Annotated in this window: 15 protein-coding genes, 3 rRNA genes, 1 pseudogene and 1 riboswitch; of the genes and pseudogenes, 4 read left to right on the top strand and 15 right to left on the bottom strand. The window is 65.9% G+C overall.

What is annotated here, in order from left to right:
• The first annotated feature begins 18 nt into the window (after nt 1-18).
• Entirely contained in the window at nt 19-1092 is a 1074-nt protein-coding gene (locus OG194_RS39655; RefSeq protein WP_327405543.1) for an ABC transporter ATP-binding protein, read from the top strand.
• Nucleotides 1093-1206: 114 nt separating this feature from the next.
• Here OG194_RS39655 and gcvP read toward each other — a convergent pair whose 3' ends face one another.
• Nucleotides 1207-4092: an aminomethyl-transferring glycine dehydrogenase gene (gene gcvP / locus OG194_RS39650; RefSeq protein ID WP_327407357.1), complete on the bottom strand. Its 2886-nt coding sequence runs from the start codon at nt 4090-4092 to the stop codon at nt 1207-1209.
• Nucleotides 4093-4279: 187 nt separating this feature from the next.
• Nucleotides 4280-4375: riboswitch (glycine riboswitch) on the bottom strand.
• A 114-nt stretch (nt 4376-4489) separates the two neighbouring features.
• Between gcvP and OG194_RS39645 the strand changes: the two genes are divergently transcribed.
• The gene (locus OG194_RS39645) at nt 4490-4861 is read left to right on the top strand and encodes a PRC-barrel domain-containing protein (protein WP_318015068.1); all 372 of its coding nucleotides are present in this window, start codon (nt 4490-4492) and stop codon (nt 4859-4861) included.
• Nucleotides 4862-5690: 829 nt separating this feature from the next.
• Here OG194_RS39645 and OG194_RS39640 read toward each other — a convergent pair.
• The 13 genes and pseudogenes from OG194_RS39640 to OG194_RS39580 form a co-directional block, all read right to left on the bottom strand.
• Nucleotides 5691-7106 (bottom strand): annotated as a pseudogene (locus OG194_RS39640) (DNA polymerase IV); the annotation flags it as partial.
• Nucleotides 7107-7163: 57 nt separating this feature from the next.
• A complete protein-coding gene (locus OG194_RS39635) occupies nt 7164-7808 on the bottom strand; it encodes a MerR family transcriptional regulator (protein ID WP_327405541.1) in 645 nt (214 codons plus the stop codon).
• A 215-nt stretch (nt 7809-8023) separates the two neighbouring features.
• Nucleotides 8024-8497 carry a bifunctional nuclease family protein gene (locus tag OG194_RS39630; protein ID WP_006123076.1) on the bottom strand — a complete coding sequence of 158 codons (474 nt, stop codon included), beginning with the start codon at nt 8495-8497 and terminating at the stop codon, nt 8024-8026.
• An 85-nt stretch (nt 8498-8582) separates the two neighbouring features.
• Nucleotides 8583-9320: a transcriptional regulator FtsR gene (gene ftsR, locus OG194_RS39625; RefSeq protein WP_327405540.1), complete on the bottom strand. Its 738-nt coding sequence runs from the start codon at nt 9318-9320 to the stop codon at nt 8583-8585.
• A 43-nt stretch (nt 9321-9363) separates the two neighbouring features.
• Nucleotides 9364-10245 carry an FHA domain-containing protein gene (locus OG194_RS39620; protein ID WP_327405539.1) on the bottom strand — a complete coding sequence of 294 codons (882 nt, stop codon included), beginning with the start codon at nt 10243-10245 and terminating at the stop codon, nt 9364-9366.
• 61 nt (nt 10246-10306) lie between these two features.
• Nucleotides 10307-11152 carry a DUF881 domain-containing protein gene (locus tag OG194_RS39615; RefSeq protein ID WP_327405538.1) on the bottom strand — a complete coding sequence of 282 codons (846 nt, stop codon included), beginning with the start codon at nt 11150-11152 and terminating at the stop codon, nt 10307-10309.
• Nucleotides 11153-11157: 5 nt separating this feature from the next.
• Nucleotides 11158-11490, bottom strand: a complete 333-nt coding sequence (locus tag OG194_RS39610) for a small basic family protein (RefSeq protein WP_019059351.1) — start codon at nt 11488-11490, stop codon at nt 11158-11160.
• Nucleotides 11487-12323 (bottom strand): DUF881 domain-containing protein, encoded by an 837-nt coding sequence (locus OG194_RS39605; protein WP_327407356.1) that lies wholly within the window; start codon nt 12321-12323, stop codon nt 11487-11489. The genes OG194_RS39610 and OG194_RS39605 overlap by 4 nt, the downstream gene beginning before the upstream one ends.
• Nucleotides 12324-12490: 167 nt before the next feature.
• A complete protein-coding gene (locus OG194_RS39600; RefSeq protein ID WP_327405537.1) occupies nt 12491-14986 on the bottom strand; it encodes a mannose-1-phosphate guanyltransferase in 2496 nt (831 codons plus the stop codon).
• Between the two features lie 114 nt (nt 14987-15100).
• Nucleotides 15101-15709 carry a CDP-alcohol phosphatidyltransferase family protein gene (locus OG194_RS39595; RefSeq protein WP_033287014.1) on the bottom strand — a complete coding sequence of 203 codons (609 nt, stop codon included), beginning with the start codon at nt 15707-15709 and terminating at the stop codon, nt 15101-15103.
• Nucleotides 15710-15819: 110 nt separating this feature from the next.
• Nucleotides 15820-15936, bottom strand: a 5S ribosomal RNA gene (gene rrf, locus OG194_RS39590).
• A gap of 95 nt (nt 15937-16031) precedes the next feature.
• Nucleotides 16032-19155 (bottom strand): 23S ribosomal RNA (locus OG194_RS39585).
• Between the two features lie 312 nt (nt 19156-19467).
• A 16S ribosomal RNA gene (locus OG194_RS39580) occupies nt 19468-20995 on the bottom strand.
• Together the 16S, 23S and 5S rRNA genes form the textbook arrangement of a ribosomal RNA operon.
• A gap of 571 nt (nt 20996-21566) precedes the next feature.
• Between OG194_RS39580 and OG194_RS39575 the strand changes: the two genes are divergently transcribed.
• Nucleotides 21567-22016 carry a PTS sugar transporter subunit IIA gene (locus OG194_RS39575; RefSeq protein ID WP_327405536.1) on the top strand — a complete coding sequence of 150 codons (450 nt, stop codon included), beginning with the start codon at nt 21567-21569 and terminating at the stop codon, nt 22014-22016.
• A gap of 78 nt (nt 22017-22094) precedes the next feature.
• Entirely contained in the window at nt 22095-23765 is a 1671-nt protein-coding gene (ptsP, locus tag OG194_RS39570) for a phosphoenolpyruvate--protein phosphotransferase (protein WP_327405535.1), read from the top strand.
• 88 nt (nt 23766-23853) lie between these two features.
• On the opposite strand, the gene OG194_RS39565 is transcribed toward ptsP, so the two are convergent.
• Entirely contained in the window at nt 23854-24750 is an 897-nt protein-coding gene (locus OG194_RS39565; RefSeq protein ID WP_327405534.1) for a hypothetical protein, read from the bottom strand.
• Nucleotides 24751-24758 lie beyond the last annotated feature (8 nt).

Here is a 24758-nt window from a genome sequence, read left to right as displayed (position 1 = left end):
CCCCTGGACGTGCACGTCATGACCGACACCGCCGACATCGAACTCACCGGCGCCCAGGGCCTGGACGCCCGTCTCGTCGTGGACCGGGGCACGTTCCGCCTGGACGTAGAGCTGACCGCGGCCCCCGGAGACGTAGTCGCCCTGCTCGGCCCGAACGGCGCAGGCAAGACGACCGCACTCCGCGCCCTGGCCGGCCTGGTCCGCCTGACGGCCGGTCATCTACGGCTGGACGGGGCGGAGTTGGACCGCACACCACCGGAGTCCCGCCCGGTGGGAGTCGTCTTCCAGGACTACCTCCTCTTCCCCCACCTGACCGCGCTGGACAACGTCGGCTTCGGCCCACGCTGCCAGGGCGCGACGAAGGCGGAGTCCCGTGCGGTGGCCGCCGAGTGGCTGGACCGCATGGGCCTCACCGAGCACGCGGGCGCCAAGCCCCGCAGACTCTCCGGCGGCCAGGCCCAACGCGTGGCCGTGGCAAGGGCGTTGGCAACCCGCCCGCGCCTGCTCCTCCTCGACGAACCCCTGGCAGCCCTGGACGCCCGCACCCGCCTGGACGTACGAGCCCAACTCCGGCGCCACCTGGCCGAGTTCGAGGCGGTCGCCGTCCTGGTCACCCACGACCCGCTGGACGCCATGGTGCTGGCGGACCGCCTGGTCGTGATCGAGCAGGGCACGATCGTCCAGGAGGGCACCCCGGCCGACATCGCCCGCCACCCGCGCACGGACTACATCGCCCAACTCGTAGGCCTGAACCTCTACAAGGGCCAAGCCGACGGCCACACGGTCACCCTCGACACGGGCCCCACGATCACGACCACGGAGGACCTCCAGGGCGAGGTGTTCGTAGCGTTCCCGCCGAGCGGGGTAACTCTCTACGGAAACCGCCCGACGGGTGCCAGCGCCCGCAACCTCTGGCACTGCGAGGTAGCGGGCCTGGAAACCCACGGCGACCAGATCCGCGTAGACCTCACCGGCGAACTCCCCTTGACCGCCGACCTGACGACGGTCGCAGCAGCCGAACTGGACCTCCACCAGGGCACGTTGGTCTGGGCAACGGTGAAGGCAACCCAGACACACGCGTACCCAGCCTGAGCTGTCACGCCCCAAAGGGGCAACCCGGCCCGGCAGCGCCCTAAAAGGGCGCGGGGAACTGCGCGACCAGCCACAACGCACCCGCGCCCAAAGTCCGACCTACCAGCGAAGCGCTCAGTCCTCGTACGCGTCCAACGGCGGGCAGGAACACACCAGGTTCCGGTCCCCGAACGCCTGGTCGATCCGCCGCACCGGCGGCCAGTACTTGTCGGCGACAGACACACCCGCCGGGAAGACAGCCTCCTCCCGCGTATACGCGTGCCCCCACTCCCCACCCAGCGCGGCAGCGGTATGCGGGGCGTTGCGCAACGGGTTGTCCTCACCCGGCCACTCCCCCGCACCGACCTTCTCGATCTCCCCACGAATCGCGATCATCGCCTCGCAGAACCGGTCCAGCTCGATCAGGTCCTCGGACTCCGTCGGCTCGATCATCAACGTGCCGGCCACCGGGAACGACATCGTCGGCGCGTGGAAGCCGTAGTCGATGAGCCGCTTCGCGATGTCGTCGACGCTGACACCGGTCGCCTTGCTGATCGGCCGCAGATCGATGATGCACTCGTGCGCGACGAGCCCACCGGGCCCGGTGTAGAGCACGGGGTAGTGCGGCTCAAGGCGCTTGGCAATGTAGTTGGCGCTGAGCACAGCCACCTGCGTGGCCCGCTTCAACCCCTCCCCACCCATGAGCCGGACGTACGCCCAAGAGATCGGCAGGATCCCGGCGGAACCCCAGGGAGCCGCCGAGATCGGCCCAACACCCGTCTCCGGCCCGGCCGCCGGCTGCAACGGGTGGTTCGGCAGATACGGCGCCAGATGCGCCCGCACACCCACCGGCCCGACCCCCGGACCACCGCCACCGTGCGGAATGCAGAACGTCTTGTGCAGATTCAGATGCGAGACGTCCCCGCCGAAGTGCCCCGGCTTGGCAAGCCCCACAAGGGCGTTGAGGTTGGCACCGTCGACGTAGACCTGCCCGCCCGCCTCGTGCACCTGCGCGCAGATATCGGCGACGTGCTCCTCGAACACACCGTGCGTGGACGGGTAGGTGATCATCAACACCGACAGCTCGTCGCGGTACTGCTCGATCTTCGCCCGCAGATCCTCGACGTCGATCTCACCGTCCTCGGCGGTCTTCACGACGACGACCTTCATCCCGGCCATCACGGCACTGGCAGCGTTCGTGCCATGCGCGGACGACGGAATCAGACACACGGTCCGCTGCTCATCGCCGTTGGCCCGGTGATACCCGCGAACAGCGAGCAGCCCGGCCAACTCCCCCTGGGAACCGGCGTTCGGCTGCAACGACACCTTGTCGTACCCGGTGACCTCGGCGAGCCGCTCCTCCAACTCCCGGATGAGCGTGAGGTATCCCTGCGCCTGCTCGGCGGGCGCGAAGGGGTGCAACTGCCCGAACTCGGGCCAGGTGACCGGCTCCATCTCGGTGGTCGCGTTGAGCTTCATGGTGCAGGAACCGAGCGGGATCATGCCCCGGTCGAGCGCGTAGTCCCGGTCGGCGAGCCGCCGCAGGTACCGCAGCATCGCGGTCTCGGAACGGTGGTCGCGGAAGACAGGGTGTGTGAGATACGCATCGGTCCGCAGCAGCCCGGCGGGCAAGGTGTCCTCGGCGGACGCGTCAAGCGCCTCGATGTCGCCGTCCACCCCGAACGCGGTCCATACGGCGGCCAGTTGGGCACGCGTGGTGGTCTCGTCGCAGGCGATGGACACCTGGTCGGCGTCCACGAGGTAGAGGTTGACGCCGTCCTCACGGGCTGCGGCGACGACCTCGGCGGCCCGCCCCGGAACACGCACGGTCAGCGTGTCGAAGTAACCGCCGTGCACGACCTCGACACCCCCTACCCGGAGCCCAGCCGCAAGGATCGTGGCGTACCGATGCGTCCGCCGCGCGATGCCCTTGAGCCCCTCGGGCCCGTGATAGACGGCGTACATCCCGGCCATGACGGCAAGCAGCACCTGGGCGGTACAGATGTTGCTGGTGGCCTTCTCACGGCGGATGTGCTGCTCGCGGGTCTGGAGGGCGAGGCGGTAGGCCCTGTGTCCGTCGGCATCCACGGACACGCCCACGAGCCGCCCGGGCAGGCTGCGCGCGAACTTCTCGTGCACGGCCATGTATCCGGCATGCGGCCCGCCGAAGCCCATCGGCACCCCGAACCGCTGCGTCGTACCGACCGCGATGTCCGCCCCCAGCTCACCCGGCGACTTCAGCAGCGTGAGCGCGAGGAGATCGGCGGCGACGGTGACGAGCGCGCCGAGCTCGTGCGCCTGCTCGATCAGCGGCTTGATGTCGCGTACGGCACCGGAGGCGCCCGGGTACTGCACGAGCACGCCGTTGATCTCCCGCTCGGCGATCCCGGCCGGGATGCCCTCGCTGAGGTCGGCGACGACGACCTCGACACCGGCCGGCTCGGCACGGGTCTCGATCACGGCGATGGTCTGCGGCAACGCGTCCGCGTCGACCAGGAACAGACCCTTCTTGTTCTTCCCCATGCGCCGCGACAGCGCCACGGCCTCGGCGGCGGCGGTCCCCTCGTCGAGCAGGGAGGCACCGGAGGTGGGCAGCCCGGTCAGATCGGCGACCATCGTCTGGAAATTGAGAAGGGCTTCGAGCCGCCCTTGCGAGATCTCCGGCTGATACGGCGTATAGGCCGTGTACCAGGCCGGGTTCTCCATGACGTTGCGCAGGATCACGGGCGGGGTGAAGGTCCCGTAGTACCCGAGCCCGATCATGGAACCGAGGACCTCGTTGCGGTCCGCGAGGGACCGCAGCTCGGCCAGCACCTCGGCTTCGGTACGGGCGCCCGGCAGGTCGAGGGCGTCGGTGTTCTTGATCACATCCGGGACGGCGGCGGCCGTGAGCTCGTCGAGCGAGCCGTAGCCGACCTGCGCGAGCATTTTGGCCCGCGCCTCCTGGTCGGGCCCGATGTGACGCTGCTCGAACGGGATGCCCTGTTCGAGCTCGGAGAGCGGAATGCGAGGAACGGTCATCAGGGAGGCCTCCTGGTCGGACACGACCTTCGAGGGCACCACGACAGCGGGGTGCCGGACGGCCTCCCCCTCTGTCATCTCAACCTGAGAGCTTCACCGGCCACCCGAAGGTCACCGGCTTTCACCGTCGGTGAGAGCGCAAGCCGTCGACACCGTCGCCGACACGCGCCCTGCTTTCCAGAGTGACCTCGTCCGTGCGGTACGTGAGCCTGAGAGATTCCGGGGAGGATTTGCTCCTTCGGCGCCTCCGATGAAGTCTGGAGGACTCTCCCGCACGGGGTCAGCAGCCGTTCGCCAGCCTACCAGCGCGCGTTGAAGCCGAGCTTTCGAGTGGCCACCTTCCTCAATGTGCTCTTTTGTAGTGCTTACGGATGAGTTGCGACCAGGAGGAGGGCCCGTGCAGACCGATATCGATCCGCGCAACCTGATCGGCCGCAAGGCGTTCGACCGCACCGGCGCCAAGATCGGCACCATCGACGAGGTCTACCTCGACGACGCGACCGGCGAACCGGAGTGGGCGGCCATACGCACCGGCCTGTTCTCCAGAGACGCCTTCGTCCCCCTGGAGCCCAGCGAACTGATCGAGGGCACCCTCCACATCCCCTTCGACCGCTCCCTGATCAAGGACGCCCCCGACTTCGGAGTGGGCCGCCACCTCTCCCCGGACCAGGAACTCCAGCTCTACCACCACTACGGCCTCGACGTGGGTCCCCCTCCATCCCTCCCGGACCACGACTTCGGCAAACTGGCGGGCTCGGACGACACGTGAGCGGATTCGGGGGGCGGGGCGTCGCTGGGTCTTGGAGTTTCCGGGGGTGGTGACGCGGCGGGCGCGGTACCCGGGCGTCGTGTGTCCGTGGGCGGCGATACGGCAGGCGGGGTATCCAGGTTTGGCGCCGACAAGGGCGTCGGCGCAGCAAGCGCGACGCCGGAACGCCACGCGTCGCCCGGTGACAGCGACTCGACCTGCGAAACGCCGGGGCTTGGCTCCGCCGACGGCAGCGGCTCAACAGGCCCGATTGGCTCGACATCGGAACCTCGCGCAACCGATGACAGCGGCGCGCCCTGCGGGACACCCGGCCGGCGCCACCTACGGCGTCAGTAAGGAACACGCCACGTCGGCATGCCACGCGCCCGATGCCGACAGCTCGGTCTGCGCCAGCAGCGCGCCCTGCGCAACACCCGAGACGACGCCCCATCGACAACAGCGACTCAACAGGCCCGACACCAGAACCCCGCGCAGCCGACAGCACCGGCTCGCCTTGCGGGACACCGGAGCCCGGCTCCGCCGACGACAACAACCCAGCGGGCCTGACACCAGAACCCCGTGCAACCGATGGCAGCGACTCGACAGGCGGCTCGTCGGGGCCTCAGCTTTCCAGGGGCGTCGGCGCCGCAGGCAAGGCCTCAGGACATCCCGCGGCCGACGCCGACGACCCACCAGGCGAGTCACACGGACCCCGTGCCACCAACGGCGCCACCTCACCCTGCGGGGCATCAGGGCCCGGCTCCACCAACGGCAGCAGCTCGCCCTCCGGTACCGCTGGCGCCGCCAACGGCATCGCCCCCTCAGGCAGATCACCCCGCTCCCGCCCCGCCAAAGGCAACGGTTCCTCCGACGGTTCACCGGAACCTCGCGCCACGGACGCAGGCGCCGCACCCGGCAACACATCAGAACGCCGCGCCACCAACGGCAACGGCTCCGCCAACTCCAGCTCAGGATCATCGGTCCGGAACGTCCGCACCCGCCCCGGCCCCGAATCCTCAGGCGTCTCGAACCGCACGGTGACCCGCCCCAGCCCGCTCCCCTGCACCCACCCGTGCCCGAACCCGGCGTGGCGCACATCGTGCCCCGCGGGCCAGTGCCGCTCCGCGGGCGCCGCCGGCTCCTCGCCCCCCTGCTCCTCGGGGTGCTCCTCCTCAAGAAGATCGGCCCGCTCCCCCGCCGCCTGCGCGAACAGGTCCTCCTGCGTGTAGTCGGCCAGCCCGGAGACCCCCACCCCCAGCAGCCGTACCCCGCCCGTGGTGTCCACGGAGTCCAGCAACCGGGCCGCCGCCTCCCGCACCACCCCCGGATCGTCGGTGGGCCCGCGCAGCGTCTCGGAACGGGTCAGCGTCGAGAAGTCGTAGCGTCGTACCTTCAGCACGATGGTCCGCCCCGACAGCCCGGCCGCCCGCAGCCGCCGCACGCACCGGTCGGCGAGCCGCTGTACCTCCAGGCCGACCCGGGTCCGGTCATGGATGTCCACGTCGTACGTGTCCTCGACCGACACCGACTTGGTCTCCCGCTCGGCCACCACGGGCCGCACGTCGTGCGCCAGCGCCATCGCGTACAGCGCGTGCCCGTGCGCCTTGCCCACCAGCCGTACGAGTTCGTCCTCGCCCGCCTCGGCGATCTCGTCGACCGTGGTGATCCCGGCCCGCCGCAGATGATCACCCGTCGCCGGCCCGACCCCCGGCAACGTGCGCACCGACAGCGGCCCCAGCAACGCCCGCTCGGTCCCGGGCTCGATCAGCACGAGCCCGTCCGGCTTGGCCCGCTCGGAGGCGATCTTCGCGATCATCTTGGAGGCGGCGAGGCCCACCGATCCCGTGAGCCCCGTGACCGCCCGTATGTCGGCCCGCAGCCGCTCCCCGGTCAGCCGCGCCGACTCCGCGTCCCCGGCCGCTCCCCCGGCCTCCAGGTCCACGAACGCCTCGTCCAGACTCAACGGCTCCACCAGCGGCGACAACGCCCGCAGCAGTCCCATCACCTGCTCGCTGATCGACCGGTAGAACCCGAAGCGCGGCACCAGATACGCCGCGTTCGGAGCGAGCCGCCGTGCCTGGGCCATGGGCATCGCCGAATTCACCCCGAAGACCCGTGCCTCGTACGACGCGGTGGCCACCACCCCGCGGGGCCCGAGCCCGCCCACGACGACGGCCTTCCCGCGCAGGCTCGGCTTGGACGCCTGCTCCGCCGAGGCGAAGAAGGCATCCATGTCGAGGTGCAGGATCGTGGGCGCGGTTCTCACATCTCCGATGCTGCCCTACGCCACTGACAATGCCCCGCTACGGCTCCCGCCGGGCCCTCAGACGGCCCGGTTGCGCCGCCTGGCCAGCTCGTCGGCGGGGTTGGACCCGACGAGCGTCTCACCGGTGTCGACGCGCTCCCCGTGCAGCTGCGACAGGGCGCTCTCGACATCCCGCCACACGACCCCCACGGCGATCCCGAAGACCCCCTGGCCGCCCTGGAGCAGCGCGTGCACCTCGTCCGGCGACGTGCACTCGTAGACCGTGGCGCCGTCGCTCATCAGCGTCATGCGCTCCAGGTCACGGAAGCCGCACTCCCGCAGGTGCAGGACGGCGCTGCGGATGTTCTGCAGCGACACACCCGTGTCGAGGAACCGCTTGACGATCTTCAGGACGACAACGTCCCGGAAGCTGTAGAGCCGCTGTGTCCCCGACCCGTGTGCGGGCCGCACGCTGGGCTCGACGAGCCCGGTACGCGCCCAGTAGTCCAGTTGCCGATAGGTGATGCCGGCCGCCGCACAGGCCGTGGGCCCCCGGTAACCGATCTCCTCGGACGCCATGGACGTCGCCCCTCCGCTGCTCGGCACTGCCGCCGGCCGCTGCGGAATGCGATCGGCCGTACTGCCGTGAAGCGGGTACGGACCTCTGTCCCCGAAACTGCGTTCCGGGGCACCCCCAGCCGTACCGTCGCCGCTGCTTCTCACGCCGACCTCCGTCCTTGACCTGCCTTCTCGACGGTAGGCAGTCACCAGGGGTGCGTCAACGATCGCCACACTCGGCACGCCGAGTGATAATCACCCAAGGAGTGGTTTCCCGTGTCCCACCGCGGGGAAAGGCTAGCCGAATGCGCTCGCGGAGAGCCGCAGGACGCTCTCACACGCCGGTGGCAAATGCCAGCATTTTCTCGGCGTCCCTCGGCTCACTGGCTGTTGGTGCCGAAGTCCTCGGGCGAGATCTGGTCGAGGAACTCGCGGAACTTCTCCACCTCGTCCTCCTGCTCGTCCGGAATCGCGATGCCCGCGTCGTCGAGCACACCGTCACTGCCGTAGATCGGCGTACCGGTGCGCAGCGCCAGCGCTATGGCGTCGGACGGGCGGGCGCTCACCTCGACGCCGCTGGCGAAGACCAGCTCCGCGTAGAAGACGCCCTCCCGCAGATCCGTGATGCGTACTTCGGTCAGCTCCTGGCCGACGGCCTCCAGCACGTCCTTGAACAGGTCGTGGGTCAGCGGTCGTGCGGGGGCCATGCCCTGCTGAGCGAAGGCGATCGCCGTCGCCTCCCCGGGCCCGATCCAGATGGGGAGGTAGCGGTCGCCTCCCACTTCACGCAGGAGCACGATCGGTTGGTTGGAGGGCATTTCGACCCGGACACCTACGACATCGAGCTCGTTCACACAGCAACCCTAGGCCGTGCCCGGGACGTTTGGGTAGTCGGGCCGAGAACGGGTGACCGATCAGGCAGCCACGAGACCGTCCGTCTCAGGGCAGGCGCACGCCCAGCGCGGTCTGCACCAGAGCCGCGTGCAGCTTCACCGTGAGCCCCGCCAGTTCCTTCGTACGGGCCTCCGCGTGGGCCCTGGTCTGCGGATTGCGGTGGCGCTTGAGCGGGGCCACCACCTGGTCGACGAGCCCGGCCTCACGGTCCGCGGCGGCCTTCATGGCGCGCAGGTGCCGCGGTTCGATACCGAACCGCCCGAGTTCGAGGACAAGTCCGGCCACGGTGACGGCTTCCGCGTCGTAAACCCCGTCCGGCAGCGGGGCGATGAGTCCGTACGACTCCCACTCGTCGAGTTCCTGCTCGCCGACCCCCGCGGCGGCCATCAGCTCGGCCCGCCCGATCCGGGCCGCCGTGGGCCCCTCCACGGGCTCCAGGACGACCTCGCCGTCCCGCTGACGCCCCACGGTGGGCAGGGGCGCGGCCTCACCGCGCTCCATGGCGTCGAGATGCTCGCGGATCACCTTGAGCGGAAGATAGTGGTCCCGCTGCATCCTCAGGACATGGCCGAGGCGTTCGACGTCGGCGGGGCTGAACTTGCGGTACCCGGAAGGGGTCCGCTGCGGCTCGATGAGACCCTCCGACTCCAGGAAACGGATCTTGGAGATGGTGACTTCGGGGAACTCGTCGCGCAGCACGTTCAGCACCGTGCCGATGCTCATCAGCCCAGTGTCCGCGGCGGCGGTACCGTGCCCGGCACCGCCGCTCGGTGTTTGAAGCATGGACCTTCCTGGGGGAATCCCCCGGACCCAGTCCGAGGGAGGGTCAGTAACCCCGCTGGCTCGCGTAGAACACCAGCCGGTACTTGCCGATCTGCACCTCGTCACCGTTCGCCAGCGAGACCGAGTCGATGCGCTCGCGGTTGACGTACGTGCCGTTCAGGCTGCCGACGTCGGCGACCGTGAACGAACCGTCAGGAGAACGCCGGAACTCCACATGCCGGCGCGAGACCGTCACGTCGTCCAGGAAGATGTCGCTCTGCGGATGACGGCCGGCCGTGGTCAGCTCGCCGTCCAGCAGGAAGCGGCTGCCCGAGTTCGGACCGCGCCGCACCACCAGCAGCGCCGAGCCCAACGGCAGGGCGTCGACGGCGGCCTGTGCCTCCGGGGAGAGCGTCGGCATCTGCGTCTGACCGGTCACTTCGGCGTCGTAGGCCTCAAGACCGGAGATGGAGATCGTGGAGGTCGTCTCGGACGGACGCTCCGGGGTCGCGCCGGGGCGCAGCGGCGCACCGCAGTTGGAGCAAAAGCGGCTGTTCTCCGCGTTGCGGTTACCGCACCTCGTACACACCAGGGCCGACATAGGGGAAAACCCTCCACCCGTACTTGAGGTTGACGGTTGCCCGAAACCTATGTCGCCGGACTGCGCAGGGTCAACCGACGGCGCGCCCTGGCCTGCGACCTGGTCGCGGAACAGCGGGCGCTGGCCTTCTGCGTCCGGTTGTGCGCGGTGGCGAGCAGTCTGGTTGTCGCTGCTCTCTTTCGCACTCTTGCCGAACAACTTCGCAAACAACTTCACGGGCGATTCCCCTTGACCGAAACAGACCCGCCCGTGGGGCAGGACGAACCCTGATTGAACACACCGGTTGACCCGGACATCCTCACAACGTCCGTATCCACCAGACAGTTTCCACCACGCACCACCCAATCGGTGCGTCGACCCCCCGCAACCTCATGCCCTCGCCTGACGGTCCCCATGCACCCCCGGTTCACCGGGAGGACGACCGAGCGTAGTCAGGCTGCTTCGCCGCCCGCAAGGTATCCACGACGATCTTGGCCGACCGCCCGACGGTAACGGTGGCCTGCTCCTTCTCAAGAGTCTGCACCACGCCTCCAGGGATGTTGAGCGCCGGTTCGAGATCCTGCGGCTTGCCGATGACCTTGAAACGATAGGGGGCGTTGATCTTGTTCCCGTCGACGCTCACGCTCTTGCCGGAGTCCGTCAGATACGTGTTGGCCACGACCCGTACATCGTTCACCTGGATCGCCTCCGCGCCGGCCGCGCGCAACTCCTGGACCGCGTCGAGCAGCATGTCCGCCTCGACCGTTCCCTTCGTGTCGTCGATGGTCATCGTGATGCCGGGTCCCTGCGCGGCCACGGTGCCCGCCAGAATGCCGAGTTGCTTCTCCTTCTCGGCCGTCTGCTTGCGGGCCTCCTCGGCCTGGTCGGAGCTGTTCTCCAACTCGTCACGCTGTTTCTGAAGACCCTGCTTCTCGTCTTCAAGACGCTGAGTACGGTCGTCCAGTTCATCGAGAATGCGCACAAGATCTTCCTGCCGTGCCCCACGCAGCGCGCTGTCGCTGTTGCTGTTCGAGGCGACCTGTACGGCCAGCCCGAAACCGAGGCCGAACAGCAGCACCGCGACGATGAGTTGGGCGCGGCTCACGCGCGGAGGCCACAGCCCCTGCACCAGCCGCTGCCGACCGGTCACGGTGGGCCCGGACTTCTCCTCGGTGATCAGCGCTTCCGAAGAATCCGAAGAAGCAGACGCCTGCACCTCTTCGGGCAGTTCCCTGCGCAGCCTGTGTTCAGGCCGCTCGTCCTCGTTGCTCATCGACCTCACGCCCGGAAGACGTGCCGGCGAATGGCCGCGGCGTTGGAGAAGATCCGGATGCCGAGGACGACCACGACACCCGTGGACAGTTGGGCGCCGACGCCCAACTTGTCGCCCAGGAACACGATCAGGGCGGCCACGACCACGTTCGACAGGAACGACACCACGAAGACCTTGTCGTCGAAGATCCCGTCGAGCATGGCCCGCAGACCGCCGAAGACCGCGTCGAGCGCCGCGACGACGGCGATCGGCAGATAGGGCTCGACGACCACCGGCACCTCAGGCCGGACGAGGATTCCGGCCACCACTCCCACGATGAGGCCCAGTACGGCGATCACGATGTGCCCTTCTCAGTTCTCGGCTGTGCTGTACGTACGATCACACTCGGCGCGGCGGGCAGCCGGAGATCGCTCTCCACGGCGATGGTCGCCCTGATGCCGTAGTTGTCTTCCAGGGCATGCAGATAGAGCCCGTCGGCACCGTTCTGGAACCTGGTGCTCAGCCGTTTGCCGTCCCCCACCGCGAGCACCGTATAAGGCGGTACCAGTGGCCTGTTGTCGACCAGTATCGCGTCACCCGCGGCCCTGATCGCGGACAGCGCCGTCAGCCGCTGTCCGTTGATGGAGACGGCCTCGGCGCCCGCCGCCCACAGTCCGTTGACGACGCGCTGCATGTCGCGATCGCGCACCCGCCCGGTGTCGGAGAAGTCGGCGGTCTCACGCGGGTTGTCGCCTCCGCCGGTGCTCGCTTCCTTCGCGTCGTCGACGACGAGCTTCACACCGGGGCCGTGCACCGCGGTGGCACCGGACAGCATGCTCACCAGGTCCGCCTGGCCGCTGCCGCCGCTCGTCTTGAGCGCCGCCCGCTGCCGCGCGCTCACATCGTCACGGAGGTCGTCGACGGTGCCTTCCAGCTTGTCCGCCGACGTCGTCTCCTTGTCGATACGGTCGATCAGTTCCTGGCGCTCCTTGGCCACCACAGGGGCGGCCACACGCGCCTGTGCCGCACCTACGGTCACGACAAGGGCCGCCAGCACCAGGCCGGCGGCGAGGCCGAGCTTCGCACGAAGAGTCTTCGGCATACCGCTCTCGCCCGCGGCCTTCTTCCTGGCGGCCGCCTCGGCGTAGCCGTCGTCGAGGCTGTGGTCCATGACATTGGTGAGCAGCGACATGGACGCGTCCGGGCGCGCAGGGCGCGTGGGTGTGCTCCGAACGGGGGGCTGCTGCGGCATGCCGCACATCGTCGCACGTGGTGGCCTGTACCTCCGAATGGCCCCACCGGCGTGCCGGACAGGCCCCCTTGGGGACGCATGTCCGGCACGCGCGCGTGCGTGGTGTTTTACCGTCCGGCGCTGTCCACGACCGCCGACCACTCGTCCAACAGGGCCTGCGCGGAGGCGTCGTCGGGCCCTTCGGCCCACAGATGCGTGACCGCCTCGGCGGGGTCGGGCAGCACCATCACCCAGCGCCCGTCCGTCTCCACGACCCGCACACCGTCCGTCGTATCGACAAAGCGATCGCCAGCCGCCTCGACGACCCGGCGCATCACAAGTCCCTTGACGGCCCAGGGAGTAGCCAGGTCCCGCTTGAGGACATGCGCCCGCGGAATCCGGGCGTCGATCTGGCTCAGCGTCAACTGCGTCCGCGCCACCAGCCCGATGAGTCGTACGAAGGCTGCCGCGCCGTCGAAGACACTGCTGAACTCCGGGATGATGAACCCGGCCTTGCCGTCCCCGCCGAAGATGGTCGTCTCATCACGCCCGACCCTGGTCAGGTCGTCCGGCGAGGTCGTCGTCCACTCGACCTGCGTCCCGTGATACGCCGCCACCTGCTCGGCGATCCTCGTGGTGGTCACCGGCAGCGCCACCCGCCCACTGCGCCGCTCCGCGGCCACCAGGTCGAGCATCACGAGCAGGGCCCGGTCGTCCTCGACGATCCGCCCCTTCTCGTCGACGAGCGAGAGCCGCTCACCGACGGGGTCAAACCGCACCCCGAAAGCGGCCCGCGCGGAGGCCACGATCTCACCGAGCCGCACCAGCCCCGACCGCCGTGTGTCCGCGGTCTCCGTCGGCCTGGACTCGTCGAGCCCGGGATTGATCGTCAGCGAGTCCACACCGAGCTTGCCGAGCAGACTGGGCAGCACGAGCCCGGCGCTGCCGTTCGACGCGTCCACCACAACCTTCAGACCCGATTCGGCGATCCCGGTCGTGTCGACATTCCGCAGCAGGGACCCGGTGTACGAGTCGAAGACGCTGGCCGGGAAGTGCAGGTCCCCGATCTCGCCGGGGAACGCACGCCGGTACTCCTGCCGCGCGAACACCCGGTCCAGCTTGCGCTGACTCCCCTGCGAGAGATCGGCGCCCTGACTGTCGAAGAACATGATGTCGACGGAGTCCGGCACACCGGGGGTGGTCCGGATCATGATCCCGCCGGCACTGCCTCGCGCGGTCTGCTGCCGGGCCACGGGCAGCGGTACGTTCTCCAGGTCCCGTACGTCGATGGCGCTCGTCTGCAGGGCGGAGATCACCGCCCGCTTGAGCGCACGGGCGCCTCGGGAGTGGTCGCGGGCCGTGGTGACCGTGGACCCCTTCTTGAGGGTCGTGGCGTAGGCGCCGGCGAGACGGACGACGAGCTCCGGAGTGATCTCCACGTTCAGGATCCCGGACACACCGCGGGCGCCGAAGAGGTGCGCCTGGCCTCTGTTCTCCCAGATGACCGAGGTGTTGACGAAGGCACCGGCTTCGATCGTCTTGAACGGGTAGACCCGCACATTGCCCTGAACGATCGATTCTTCACCGATCAGGCACTCGTCACCGATGACGGCGCCGTCCTCGATCCGGGCCGCACGCATGATGTCGGTGTTCTTTCCGACGACACAGCCACGAAGATTGCTGTGCTGACCCACGTACACATTGTCGTGTACGACGGTCCTGTCCAGAAAAGCCCCGGCCTTCACGACGACATTCGAACCGATGACGGTGTATTCACGGATTTCGGCGCCGGCCTCGACCTTGGCGTAGTCACCGATGTACAGCGGCCCGCGGAGAACCGCGTCGGGATGCACCTCGGCACCCTCGGCCACCCATACGCCCGGCGACAGCTCGAAGCCGTCGATCTCGACGTCGACCTTGCCCTCCAGGACATCGGCCTGCGCCTTCACATAGCTCTCGTGGGTACCGACATCTTCCCAGTAGCCCTCGGCGACAAAGCCGTAGACCGGCTTGCCTTCCTTCATCAGCTGCGGGAAGACATCGCCGGACCAGTCGACGGGAACGTCGGCCTCGACATAGTCGAAGACTTCGGGCTCCATCACATAGATGCCCGTGTTCACCGTGTCCGAGAAGACCTGACCCCAGGTCGGCTTCTCAAGGAAACGCTCGACCTTTCCCTCTTCGTCGACGATGGTGATGCCGAATTCCAGCGGATTGGGTACACGGGTCAGACAGACAGTGACCAGCGCACCCTTTTCCTTGTGGAAATTGATCAGTTCGGTGAGGTCGAAGTCGGTCAGGGCATCACCGGAGATGACGAGGAAGGCATCGTCCTTCAACGCCTCTTCGGCGTTCTTGACGCTTCCGGCGGTACCGAGTGGCTTCTCCTCATTGGCATACGAGAGCTCCATCCCGAGCTCTTCGCCGTCACCGAAGTAGTTCTTGACCAGCGAGGCCAGGAACTGCACGGTGACTACGGTCTCATTGAGCCCATGCCTTTTGAGCAGCCTGAGCACGTGCTCCATGATCGGTCGATTGACCACGGGCAACAGTGGCTTGGGCATGCTTGAGGTCATGGGGCGAAGGCGTGTGCCTTCGCCTCCGGCCATCACGACGGCCTTCATGTCGGAAGCGTCCTCCTCTGCGAGACGACGGTCTAGCCGACTTCACCAGTCCAGATTGTCCCGCACTTTTGCGCAACGGGCCATCGAGCGACTGTTACCGCCCAATCGGCAAGGTCAGTCGGCCATGGCGTCCGCACGCAGTAGGCGGCGGACTTGTACCACGTAGAGGACTCCTGCCCACCAGTAGAGCGTTGTACCCCATCCTGCGAACGCCCATCCGAAAATGGCTGCGAGTGAGGGGAGCCATCCACTTCCGTCACTGAGCAGCAGCAACGGGAACGCGTACATCAGGTTGAACGTAGCCGCCTTGCCCAGGAAGTTCACCTGCAGCGGCGGATAGCCGTGCCGTCTGAGGATGCCGACCACGACCAGCAGGACCAGCTCTCGCGCCAGCAGTACGGCGGTCAACCAGATTGGCAGAATCTCGCGCCAGGTGAGTCCGACGAGAGTCGAGAGAATGTAGAGCCGGTCCGCGGCGGGATCAAGAAGCCGGCCAAGACTGCTGATCTGGTTCCAGCGCCGCGCGAGCTTGCCGTCCAGGTAATCGCTGATCCCACTCAGCATCAGCACCAGAAGCGCCCAGCCGTCGCTCTTGGGGCCACCGAACTCGGGCCTGAGGATCAACCACAGGAAGATGGGTACGCCGACCAGACGCGCCATGCTGAGGATGTTCGGGATGGTGAGCACCCGCTCTGTCTGGACGCGGGTCTCCTGGACCTCCACCCGGGGGCCTCCTGTGGGAAAACGTGCCGACGATGCCCCCTGACCTTACCCCAACGCAAAAAAGCTCTGGCTCTTGGGCTGTATGCCCAAGAGCCAGAGCTCTAAAAGGAGTTCGGCGGCGTCCTACTCTCCCACAGGGTCCCCCCTGCAGTACCATCGGCGCTGTAAGGCTTAGCTTCCGGGTTCGGAATGTAACCGGGCGTTTCCCTCACGCTATGACCACCGAAACACTATGAAACAGACAACCGCACCACACCCCGCAGAACCCAGGGGTATGGGGTTGTTCGTGGTTTCAGAACCAACACAGTGGACGCGAGCAACTGAGGACAAGCCCTCGGCCTATTAGTACCGGTCACCTCCAGCGGTTACCCGCCTTCCAGATCCGGCCTATCAACCCAGTCGTCTACTGGGAGCCTTAACCCCTCAAGGGGGTGGGAACACTCATCTCGAAGCAGGCTTCCCGCTTAGATGCTTTCAGCGGTTATCCCTCCCGAACGTAGCCAACCAGCCATGCCCTTGGCAGAACAACTGGCACACCAGAGGTTCGTCCGTCCCGGTCCTCTCGTACTAGGGACAGCCCTTCTCAATGTTCCTGCGCGCGCAGCGGATAGGGACCGAACTGTCTCACGACGTTCTAAACCCAGCTCGCGTACCGCTTTAATGGGCGAACAGCCCAACCCTTGGGACCGACTCCAGCCCCAGGATGCGACGAGCCGACATCGAGGTGCCAAACCATCCCGTCGATATGGACTCTTGGGGAAGATCAGCCTGTTATCCCCGGGGTACCTTTTATCCGTTGAGCGACGGCGCTTCCACAAGCCACCGCCGGATCACTAGTCCCGACTTTCGTCCCTGCTCGACCCGTCGGTCTCACAGTCAAGCTCCCTTGTGCACTTACACTCAACACCTGATTGCCAACCAGGCTGAGGGAACCTTTGGGCGCCTCCGTTACTCTTTAGGAGGCAACCGCCCCAGTTAAACTACCCATCAGACACTGTCCCTGATCCGGATCACGGACCCAGGTTAGACATCCAGCACGACCAGACTGGTATTTCAACGACGACTCCCCCTGAACTGGCGTCCAGAGTTCACAGTCTCCCAGCTATCCTACACAAGCCGAACCGAACACCAATATCAAACTATAGTAAAGGTCCCGGGGTCTTTCCGTCCTGCTGCGCGAAACGAGCATCTTTACTCGTAGTGCAATTTCACCGGGCCTATGGTTGAGACAGTCGAGAAGTCGTTACGCCATTCGTGCAGGTCGGAACTTACCCGACAAGGAATTTCGCTACCTTAGGATGGTTATAGTTACCACCGCCGTTTACTGGCGCTTAAGTTCTCAGCTTCGCACACCCGAAAGTGCACTAACCGGTCCCCTTAACGTTCCAGCACCGGGCAGGCGTCAGTCCGTATACATCGCCTTACGGCTTCGCACGGACCTGTGTTTTTAGTAAACAGTCGCTTCTCGCTGGTCTCTGCGGCCACCCCCAGCTCAAGGAGTAAATCCTCTCACCGGTGATGGCCCCCCTTCTCCCGAAGTTACGGGGGCATTTTGCCGAGTTCCTTAACCATAGTTCACCCGAACGCCTCGGTATTCTCTACCTGACCACCTGAGTCGGTTTAGGGTACGGGCCGCCATGAAACTCGCTAGAGGCTTTTCTTGACAGCATAGGATCATCCACTTCACCACAATCGGCTCGGCATCAGGTCTCACCCTTGTGTCATCCGGATTTGCCTAGATGACGGGCTACACCCTTACCCCGGGACAACCACCGCCCGGGATGGACTACCTTCCTGCGTCACCCCATCACTCACCTACTAACCGCTTGGGCCGGCGGCTCCACCACTTTCCATTCCCCGAAGGGTCCGGAACGGCTTCACGGCCTTAGCATCACGATGCTCGATGTTTGACGCTTCACAGCGGGTACCGGAATATCAACCGGTTATCCATCGACTACGCCTGTCGGCCTCGCCTTAGGTCCCGACTTACCCTGGGCAGATCAGCTTGACCCAGGAACCCTTAGTCAATCGGCGCACACGTTTCTCACGTGTGTATCGCTACTCATGCCTGCATTCTCACTCGTGAACCGTCCACCACTAGCTTCCGCTGCGGCTTCACCCGGCACACGACGCTCCCCTACCCATCCCAGCACCCGTTGGGGCTTAATTGCTGAAATGACACGACTTCGGCGGTACGCTTGAGCCCCGCTACATTGTCGGCGCGGAATCACTAGACCAGTGAGCTATTACGCACTCTTTCAAGGGTGGCTGCTTCTAAGCCAACCTCCTGGTTGTCTCTGCGACTCCACATCCTTTCCCACTTAGCGTACGCTTAGGGGCCTTAGTCGATGCTCTGGGCTGTTTCCCTCTCGACCATGGAGCTTATCCCCCACAGTCTCACTGCCGTGCTCTCACTTACCGGCATTCGGAGTTTGGCTAAGGTCAGTAACCCGGTAGGGCCCATCGCCTATCCAGTGCTCTACCTCCGGCAAGAAACACACGACGCTGCACCTAAATGCATTTCGGGGAGAACCAGCTATCACGGAGTTTGATTGGCCTTTCACCCCTAACCACAGGTCATCCCCCAGGTTTTCAACCCTGGTGGGTTCGGTCCTCCACGAAGTCTTACCTCCGCTTCAACCTGCCCATGGCTAGATCACTCCGCTTCGGGTCTTGAGCGCGCTACTATATCGCCCTATTCGGACTCGCTTTCGCTACGGCTTCCCCACACGGGTTAACCTCGCAACACACCGCAAACTCGCAGGCTCATTCTTCAAAAGGCACGCAGTCACGACGCACCAAGTAAACTTGATGCGCGACGCTCCCACGGCTTGTAGGCACACGGTTTCAGGTACTATTTCACTCCGCTCCCGCGGTACTTTTCACCATTCCCTCACGGTACTATCCGCTATCGGTCACCAGGGAATATTTAGGCTTAGCGGGTGGTCCCGCCAAATTCACACGGGATTTCTCGGGCCCCGTGCTACTTGGGTGTCTCTCAAACGAGCCGTTGATGTTTCGACTACGGGGGTCTTACCCTCTACGCCGGACCTTTCGCATGTCCTTCGCCTACATCAACGGTTTCTGACTCGTCCTGTCGCCGGCAGACGACAGAAGAGAGATCCCACAACCCCGTACACGCAACCCCTGCCGGGTCTCACACGTATACGGTTTGGCCTCATCCGGTTTCGCTCGCCACTACTCCCGGAATCACGGTTGTTTTCTCTTCCTGCGGGTACTGAGATGTTTCACTTCCCCGCGTTCCCTCCACTTGCCCTATGTGTTCAGGCAAGGGTGACAGCCCATGACGACTGCCGGGTTTCCCCATTCGGAAACCCCCGGATCAAAGCCTGGTTGACGACTCCCCGGGGACTATCGTGGCCTCCCACGTCCTTCATCGGTTCCTGGTGCCAAGGCATCCACCGTGCGCCCTTAAAAACTTGGCCACAGATGCTCGCGTCCACTGTGCAGTTCTCAAACAACGACCAACCACCCATCACCCTGCCTCTTACGGCAAGTTCACTGGGGTCGGCACTGAAGGCAGCCTTACGGCCGTGCCCTCAGACACCCAACAGCGTGCCCGGTATCCCCGTCACTCGTGGTCAGCTTTCCACGCCCCGAAGAGCAGTACTTGCAGCCCGAGATGAGCGGCGACACCGAATAATCAACGTTCCACCCTTGAGCAACCACCGCAGAACATTTGCCTGCGTAATGGCCCTGGACCACCAAGCAAGCTTGGCGGCCTAGATGCTCCTTAGAAAGGAGGTGATCCAGCCGCACCTTCCGGTACGGCTACCTTGTTACGACTTCGTCCCAATCGCCAGTCCCACCTTCGACAGCTCCCTCCCCACAAGGGGGTTGGGCCACCGGCTTCGGGTGTTACCGACTTTCGTGACGTGACGGGCGGTGTGTACAAGGCCCGGGAACGTATTCACCGCAGCAATGCTGATCTGCGATTACTAGCAACTCCGACTTCATGGGGTCGAGTTGCAGACCCCAATCCGAACTGAGACCGGCTTTTTGAGATTCGCTCCACCTCACGGTATCGCAGCTCATTGTACCGGCCATTGTAGCACGTGTGCAGCCCAAGACATAAGGGGCATGATGACTTGACGTCGTCCCCACCTTCCTCCGAGTTGACCCCGGCGGTCTCCTGTGAGTCCCCGTCACCCCGAAGGGCACGCTGGCAACACAGGACAAGGGTTGCGCTCGTTGCGGGACTTAACCCAACATCTCACGACACGAGCTGACGACAGCCATGCACCACCTGTACACCGACCACAAGGGGGGCACTATCTCTAATGCTTTCCGGTGTATGTCAAGCCTTGGTAAGGTTCTTCGCGTTGCGTCGAATTAAGCCACATGCTCCGCTGCTTGTGCGGGCCCCCGTCAATTCCTTTGAGTTTTAGCCTTGCGGCCGTACTCCCCAGGCGGGGAACTTAATGCGTTAGCTGCGGCACCGACGACGTGGAATGTCGCCAACACCTAGTTCCCACCGTTTACGGCGTGGACTACCAGGGTATCTAATCCTGTTCGCTCCCCACGCTTTCGCTCCTCAGCGTCAGTAATGGCCCAGAGATCCGCCTTCGCCACCGGTGTTCCTCCTGATATCTGCGCATTTCACCGCTACACCAGGAATTCCGATCTCCCCTACCACACTCTAGCTAGCCCGTATCGAATGCAGACCCGGGGTTAAGCCCCGGGCTTTCACACCCGACGTGACAAGCCGCCTACGAGCTCTTTACGCCCAATAATTCCGGACAACGCTTGCGCCCTACGTATTACCGCGGCTGCTGGCACGTAGTTAGCCGGCGCTTCTTCTGCAGGTACCGTCACTTGCGCTTCTTCCCTGCTGAAAGAGGTTTACAACCCGAAGGCCGTCATCCCTCACGCGGCGTCGCTGCATCAGGCTTTCGCCCATTGTGCAATATTCCCCACTGCTGCCTCCCGTAGGAGTCTGGGCCGTGTCTCAGTCCCAGTGTGGCCGGTCGCCCTCTCAGGCCGGCTACCCGTCGTCGCCTTGGTGAGCCATTACCTCACCAACAAGCTGATAGGCCGCGGGCTCATCCTGCACCGCCGGAGCTTTTAACCCCCACACATGAGTGCGGGAGTATTATCCGGTATTAGACCCCGTTTCCAGGGCTTGTCCCAGAGTGCAGGGCAGATTGCCCACGTGTTACTCACCCGTTCGCCACTAATCCCCACCGAAGTGGTTCATCGTTCGACTTGCATGTGTTAAGCACGCCGCCAGCGTTCGTCCTGAGCCAGGATCAAACTCTCCGTGAATGTTTTCCCGTAATGCGGGAATGACACACACGAGAGCGGAACAGTCAGGCGGAATAAGCCCGACCGTTCACAGCGTCCTCGCTGTATGTTTTCTTCAAAGGAACCTCGCCCCAACCATCGTGATGATGAGCTGGAGACGGGGTATCAACATATCTGGCGTTGATTTTTGGCACGCTGTTGAGTTCTCAAGGAACGGACGCTTCCTTTGTACTCACCCTCTCGGGCTTTCCTCCGGGCTTCCCTTCGGTGTTCCAAACTCTATCAGTGTTTTTCCGGCCCCCTGACCACCATCCTGCAGGCATACAGAAGGTGACCCCGAGATAGGATCTGACAAGTTGGATGCTGCCAGGCCAAGCAAAGACGCTTGGTCGCGTCGCTCGGCCTCAAGCAGGAGTACGACTGTACATGCGGCCGTAGAGCAGGTGCAAATCGATTAGAGGTGTGGTCTAGACCACTAATCCGGACCTCTCGGGCGGAACAGGTACTACATATGACATACCCTGCTGCTCAGTGTGCCGTCCGGGACAGGCAGTGACGGCCCCATCACATTTCCACCCCTGGGAGGCTTCCCATGACCAGCGTTACGTCCCCTCTCGCAGGACGTGCCATCGGACTGACGGAGGTGCCGGATCCGGTCTTCTCCGGAGCCATGGTCGGCCCCGGCACGGCCATCGACCCCGTACGTGAACCTTCCGAGGCTGTCTCTCCCGTGGACGGAGTCATCGTCTCCCTCCACCCGCACGCCTTCGTCGTCGTGGACAGCGAGGGGCACGGCGTGCTCACTCACCTCGGTATCGACACCGTGCAGCTCAATGGCGAGGGCTTCGAACTGCTCGTCAACAAGGGCGACACCGTGACCCGCGGCCAGAGCGTCGTGCGCTGGGACCCGGCCGCCGTTGAGGCCGCCGGCAAGTCCCCGGTGTGCCCGATCGTGGCTCTCGAAGCCACCGCCGATGCTCTCTCCGATCTCCGCGAGGACGGCGATGTGAAGGCCGGCGACAGTCTCTTCACCTGGGCGTGACGTCAATGCCGTCGTATGACGGTGAGCAGGACAACCACCGCGGCGGCGGGACCCGCCGCACTATCGGAGACGGGTGAGATGGAGACAACGCTGCGAGGCGTCGGTGTGAGCCACGGTGTGGCGATCGGCGAGGTTCGGCACATGGGGACGGCGGTTCTGGAACCGCCGGCCAAGCAGATTCCGGTGGAGGACGCGGAGCGTGAACAGGGGCGCGCCCGCCAAGCCGTGGACGCTGTGGCTGCCGACCTGATGGCGCGCGGCAATCTGGCGGGGGGCGAAGCCCAGGCAGTGCTTGAGGCGCAGGCCATGATGGCCCAGGACCCCGAGCTGATGACGGACGTGGAACGTCGTATCACGGTCGGCAGTACCGCGGAGCGGGCCGTCTATGACGCCTTCGCCGCCTACCGTGCTCTGCTGGCCGGCGCCGGTGAGTATCTCGCCGGTCGGGTGGCCGACCTTGATGACGTGCGGAACCGTATCGTCGCCCGGTTGCTCGGGGTGCCGATGCCTGGTGTTCCGGACAGCGACGAGCCGTACGTCCTTATCGCTCGTGACCTTGCGCCTGCCGATACGGCGCTGTTGGACCCGACTCTGGTGCTCGGTTTCGTCACCGAGGAGGGTGGGCCGACGAGTCACAGCGCGATCCTGGCACGGGCGCTCGGCGTTCCGGCCGTGGTGGCGCTGCCGGGGGCCGGGGAGTTGGCCGAGGGCACGGTGGTCGCCGTGGACGGCAGTACCGGCGAGATCTTCGTGAACCCCAGCGATGAGAAGAAGGAGCAGCTGGAGGCCGCGGCCGCCGCGCGCAAGGCCGCTCTCTCCACTTCTACGGGTCCCGGTGCCACCTCCGATGGGCACAAGGTGCCGCTGCTGGCCAATGTCGGCGGTCCTGCTGATGTACCGGCCGCGCTGGAGGCGGGGGCCGAGGGTGTGGGGCTCTTCCGTACCGAGTTCCTTTTTCTGGACGACAGCAAGAATGCGCCGTCCGAGGAGAAGCAGGTCGAGGCCTACCGGCAGGTGCTTGAGGCGTTCCCCGAGGGGCGTGTCGTCGTGCGGGTGCTGGACGCCGGCGCGGACAAGCCGTTGGACTTCCTGACGCCGGCCGACGAGCCGAACCCGGCTCTGGGTGTGCGCGGTCTGCGGTCGCTGCTCGACCACCCCGACGTGCTGCGTACCCAGCTGACGGCGCTCGCGAAGGCCTCCGAGGGGTTGCCGGCCTACCTTGAGGTCATGGCGCCGATGGTCGCGGACCGTGCGGACGCGAAGGCGTTCGCGGACGCGTGCCGGGAGGCCGGGCTGCGGGCCAAGTTCGGTGCGATGGTGGAGATTCCGTCGGCCGCGCTGCGGGCGCGCTCGATTCTGCAGGAGGTCGAGTTCCTGTCGCTGGGGACCAACGACCTCGCGCAGTACACCTTCGCCGCCGACCGTCAGGTGGGTGCGGTGTCCCGTCTGCAGGATCCGTGGCAGCCCGCGCTGCTCGACCTGGTCGCGATGTCCGCCGAGGGGGCGAGGGCCGAGGGCAAGAGCTGTGGTGTCTGCGGTGAGGCCGCGTCCGACCCGCTGCTGGCTTGTGTGTTGACCGGTCTTGGGGTCACCTCGCTCTCCATGGGTGCGGCTTCGATTCCTTATGTGCGCTCGACGCTGGCGAAGTACACGCTGGCGCAGTGCGAGCGAGCCGCGTTGGCCGCGCGCGCTGCGGACAGCGCCGAGGAGGCCCGCGCGGCGGCTCAGGCTGTGCTGTCCGGCGAATAGGCGGAATAGTGGAACAGTCGGGCGGGAAACCGTCTGCCAGTTGTGCGCCAGGGGCGCCTCACCAGTGGGTGGGGCGCCCCTGGCGTGTTCAGTGCTGGTGTCCTCCCGGGGGCTGCTCCAGGTCTCCGAGGTCCGGCGGCACGCAGTAGTCGACGCCTGATTCCGGGGAGATGAGGTCGCCGGATTCGACGTCGGTGCAGTAGGCGTCGAAGACCTCGCCGGCGGTCAGGGCTTCCAGGCCGTCGCCGCGCAGGCGCCAGCCGTAGATGCAGTCGGGGGTGTCGAGGCTGGTGGTGCGCATGACGAGGCCGCCGGGGCTTCGGGTGGCGAGGCCGAGGGCGAGGACCGTGGTGAATTCGAGGGCCTCGGCGTCGTCCAGGTGCGTGGTGCCGTCCTCGTCCTGGTCGGCGTGGAGGACGGCCACGATGGTTTCCGGTGCTCCCGAGACGCTGCAGACGAGGTGTCGGTTGCCGGGTCGGGCTGTGTCGAGGATGCGGACGAGGAGGCCGGAGGCCCGGGTGAAGGCGGCGCGGCCGATGTCCTCGCCGCAGGAGGCGCAGGCGCCGAGGCGGGCGAGGAGTGTGGTCGCGTACTCCCAGGTCGCCTGGCGGACGCCCTCGTCGACGAGGGCCGGGAGGAGGTCGGCCAGTGGCTGGCCTTCGTAGAGCAGGGTGGGGCCGGTGGCGGCGAGTTCGGCGGTGAAGCGGGCGCGGTTCGACGGGGTGTCGGGGTCGAGGCCGCTGTCGGCGCAGAACTCGGCGTATTCCTCGGGGTCGAAGAGGGCCACGCTGGTGTGGGTGCCCTGGAGGGCGCGGCTCCTGAGGAGGGTCTCCACCTGCTGGAGGTAGGCGGTGTGGTCGTCGAAGGTGAAGCTGCGATAGCGCCGCATGGCGCTGAAGTCCTGCTCGTCGGTCAACAGGCCGATGGTGCCCGCGATTTCGCGGCGCAGAACGCGTCGCATGGTCTGGTTGTCGGTGTGCGCCATGTTTCCCC

It is taken from the genome of Streptomyces sp. NBC_01288 (genome assembly GCF_035982055.1).
Taxonomy (GTDB): domain Bacteria; phylum Actinomycetota; class Actinomycetes; order Streptomycetales; family Streptomycetaceae; genus Streptomyces.
This window is presented reverse-complemented; position numbering and strand designations above follow the sequence as displayed.

What these genes read in the sequence shown, in the direction of transcription:
- OG194_RS39655 (WP_327405543.1), top strand. Translation starts at nt 19, where the DNA reads ATGACCGACACCGCCGACATCGAACTCACCGGCGCCCAGGGCCTGGAC.
- gcvP (WP_327407357.1), bottom strand. Translation starts at nt 4,092, where the DNA reads ATGACCGTTCCTCGCATTCCGCTCTCCGAGCTCGAACAGGGCATCCCG.
- ftsR (WP_327405540.1), bottom strand. Translation starts at nt 9,320, where the DNA reads ATGCTTCAAACACCGAGCGGCGGTGCCGGGCACGGTACCGCCGCCGCG.
- OG194_RS39615 (WP_327405538.1), bottom strand. Translation starts at nt 11,152, where the DNA reads ATGAGCAACGAGGACGAGCGGCCTGAACACAGGCTGCGCAGGGAACTG.
- OG194_RS39605 (WP_327407356.1), bottom strand. Translation starts at nt 12,323, where the DNA reads ATGTCGCTGCTCACCAATGTCATGGACCACAGCCTCGACGACGGCTAC.
- OG194_RS39600 (WP_327405537.1), bottom strand. Translation starts at nt 14,986, where the DNA reads ATGAAGGCCGTCGTGATGGCCGGAGGCGAAGGCACACGCCTTCGCCCC.
- OG194_RS39575 (WP_327405536.1), top strand. Translation starts at nt 21,567, where the DNA reads ATGACCAGCGTTACGTCCCCTCTCGCAGGACGTGCCATCGGACTGACG.
- ptsP (WP_327405535.1), top strand. Translation starts at nt 22,095, where the DNA reads ATGGAGACAACGCTGCGAGGCGTCGGTGTGAGCCACGGTGTGGCGATC.
- OG194_RS39565 (WP_327405534.1), bottom strand. Translation starts at nt 24,750, where the DNA reads ATGGCGCACACCGACAACCAGACCATGCGACGCGTTCTGCGCCGCGAA.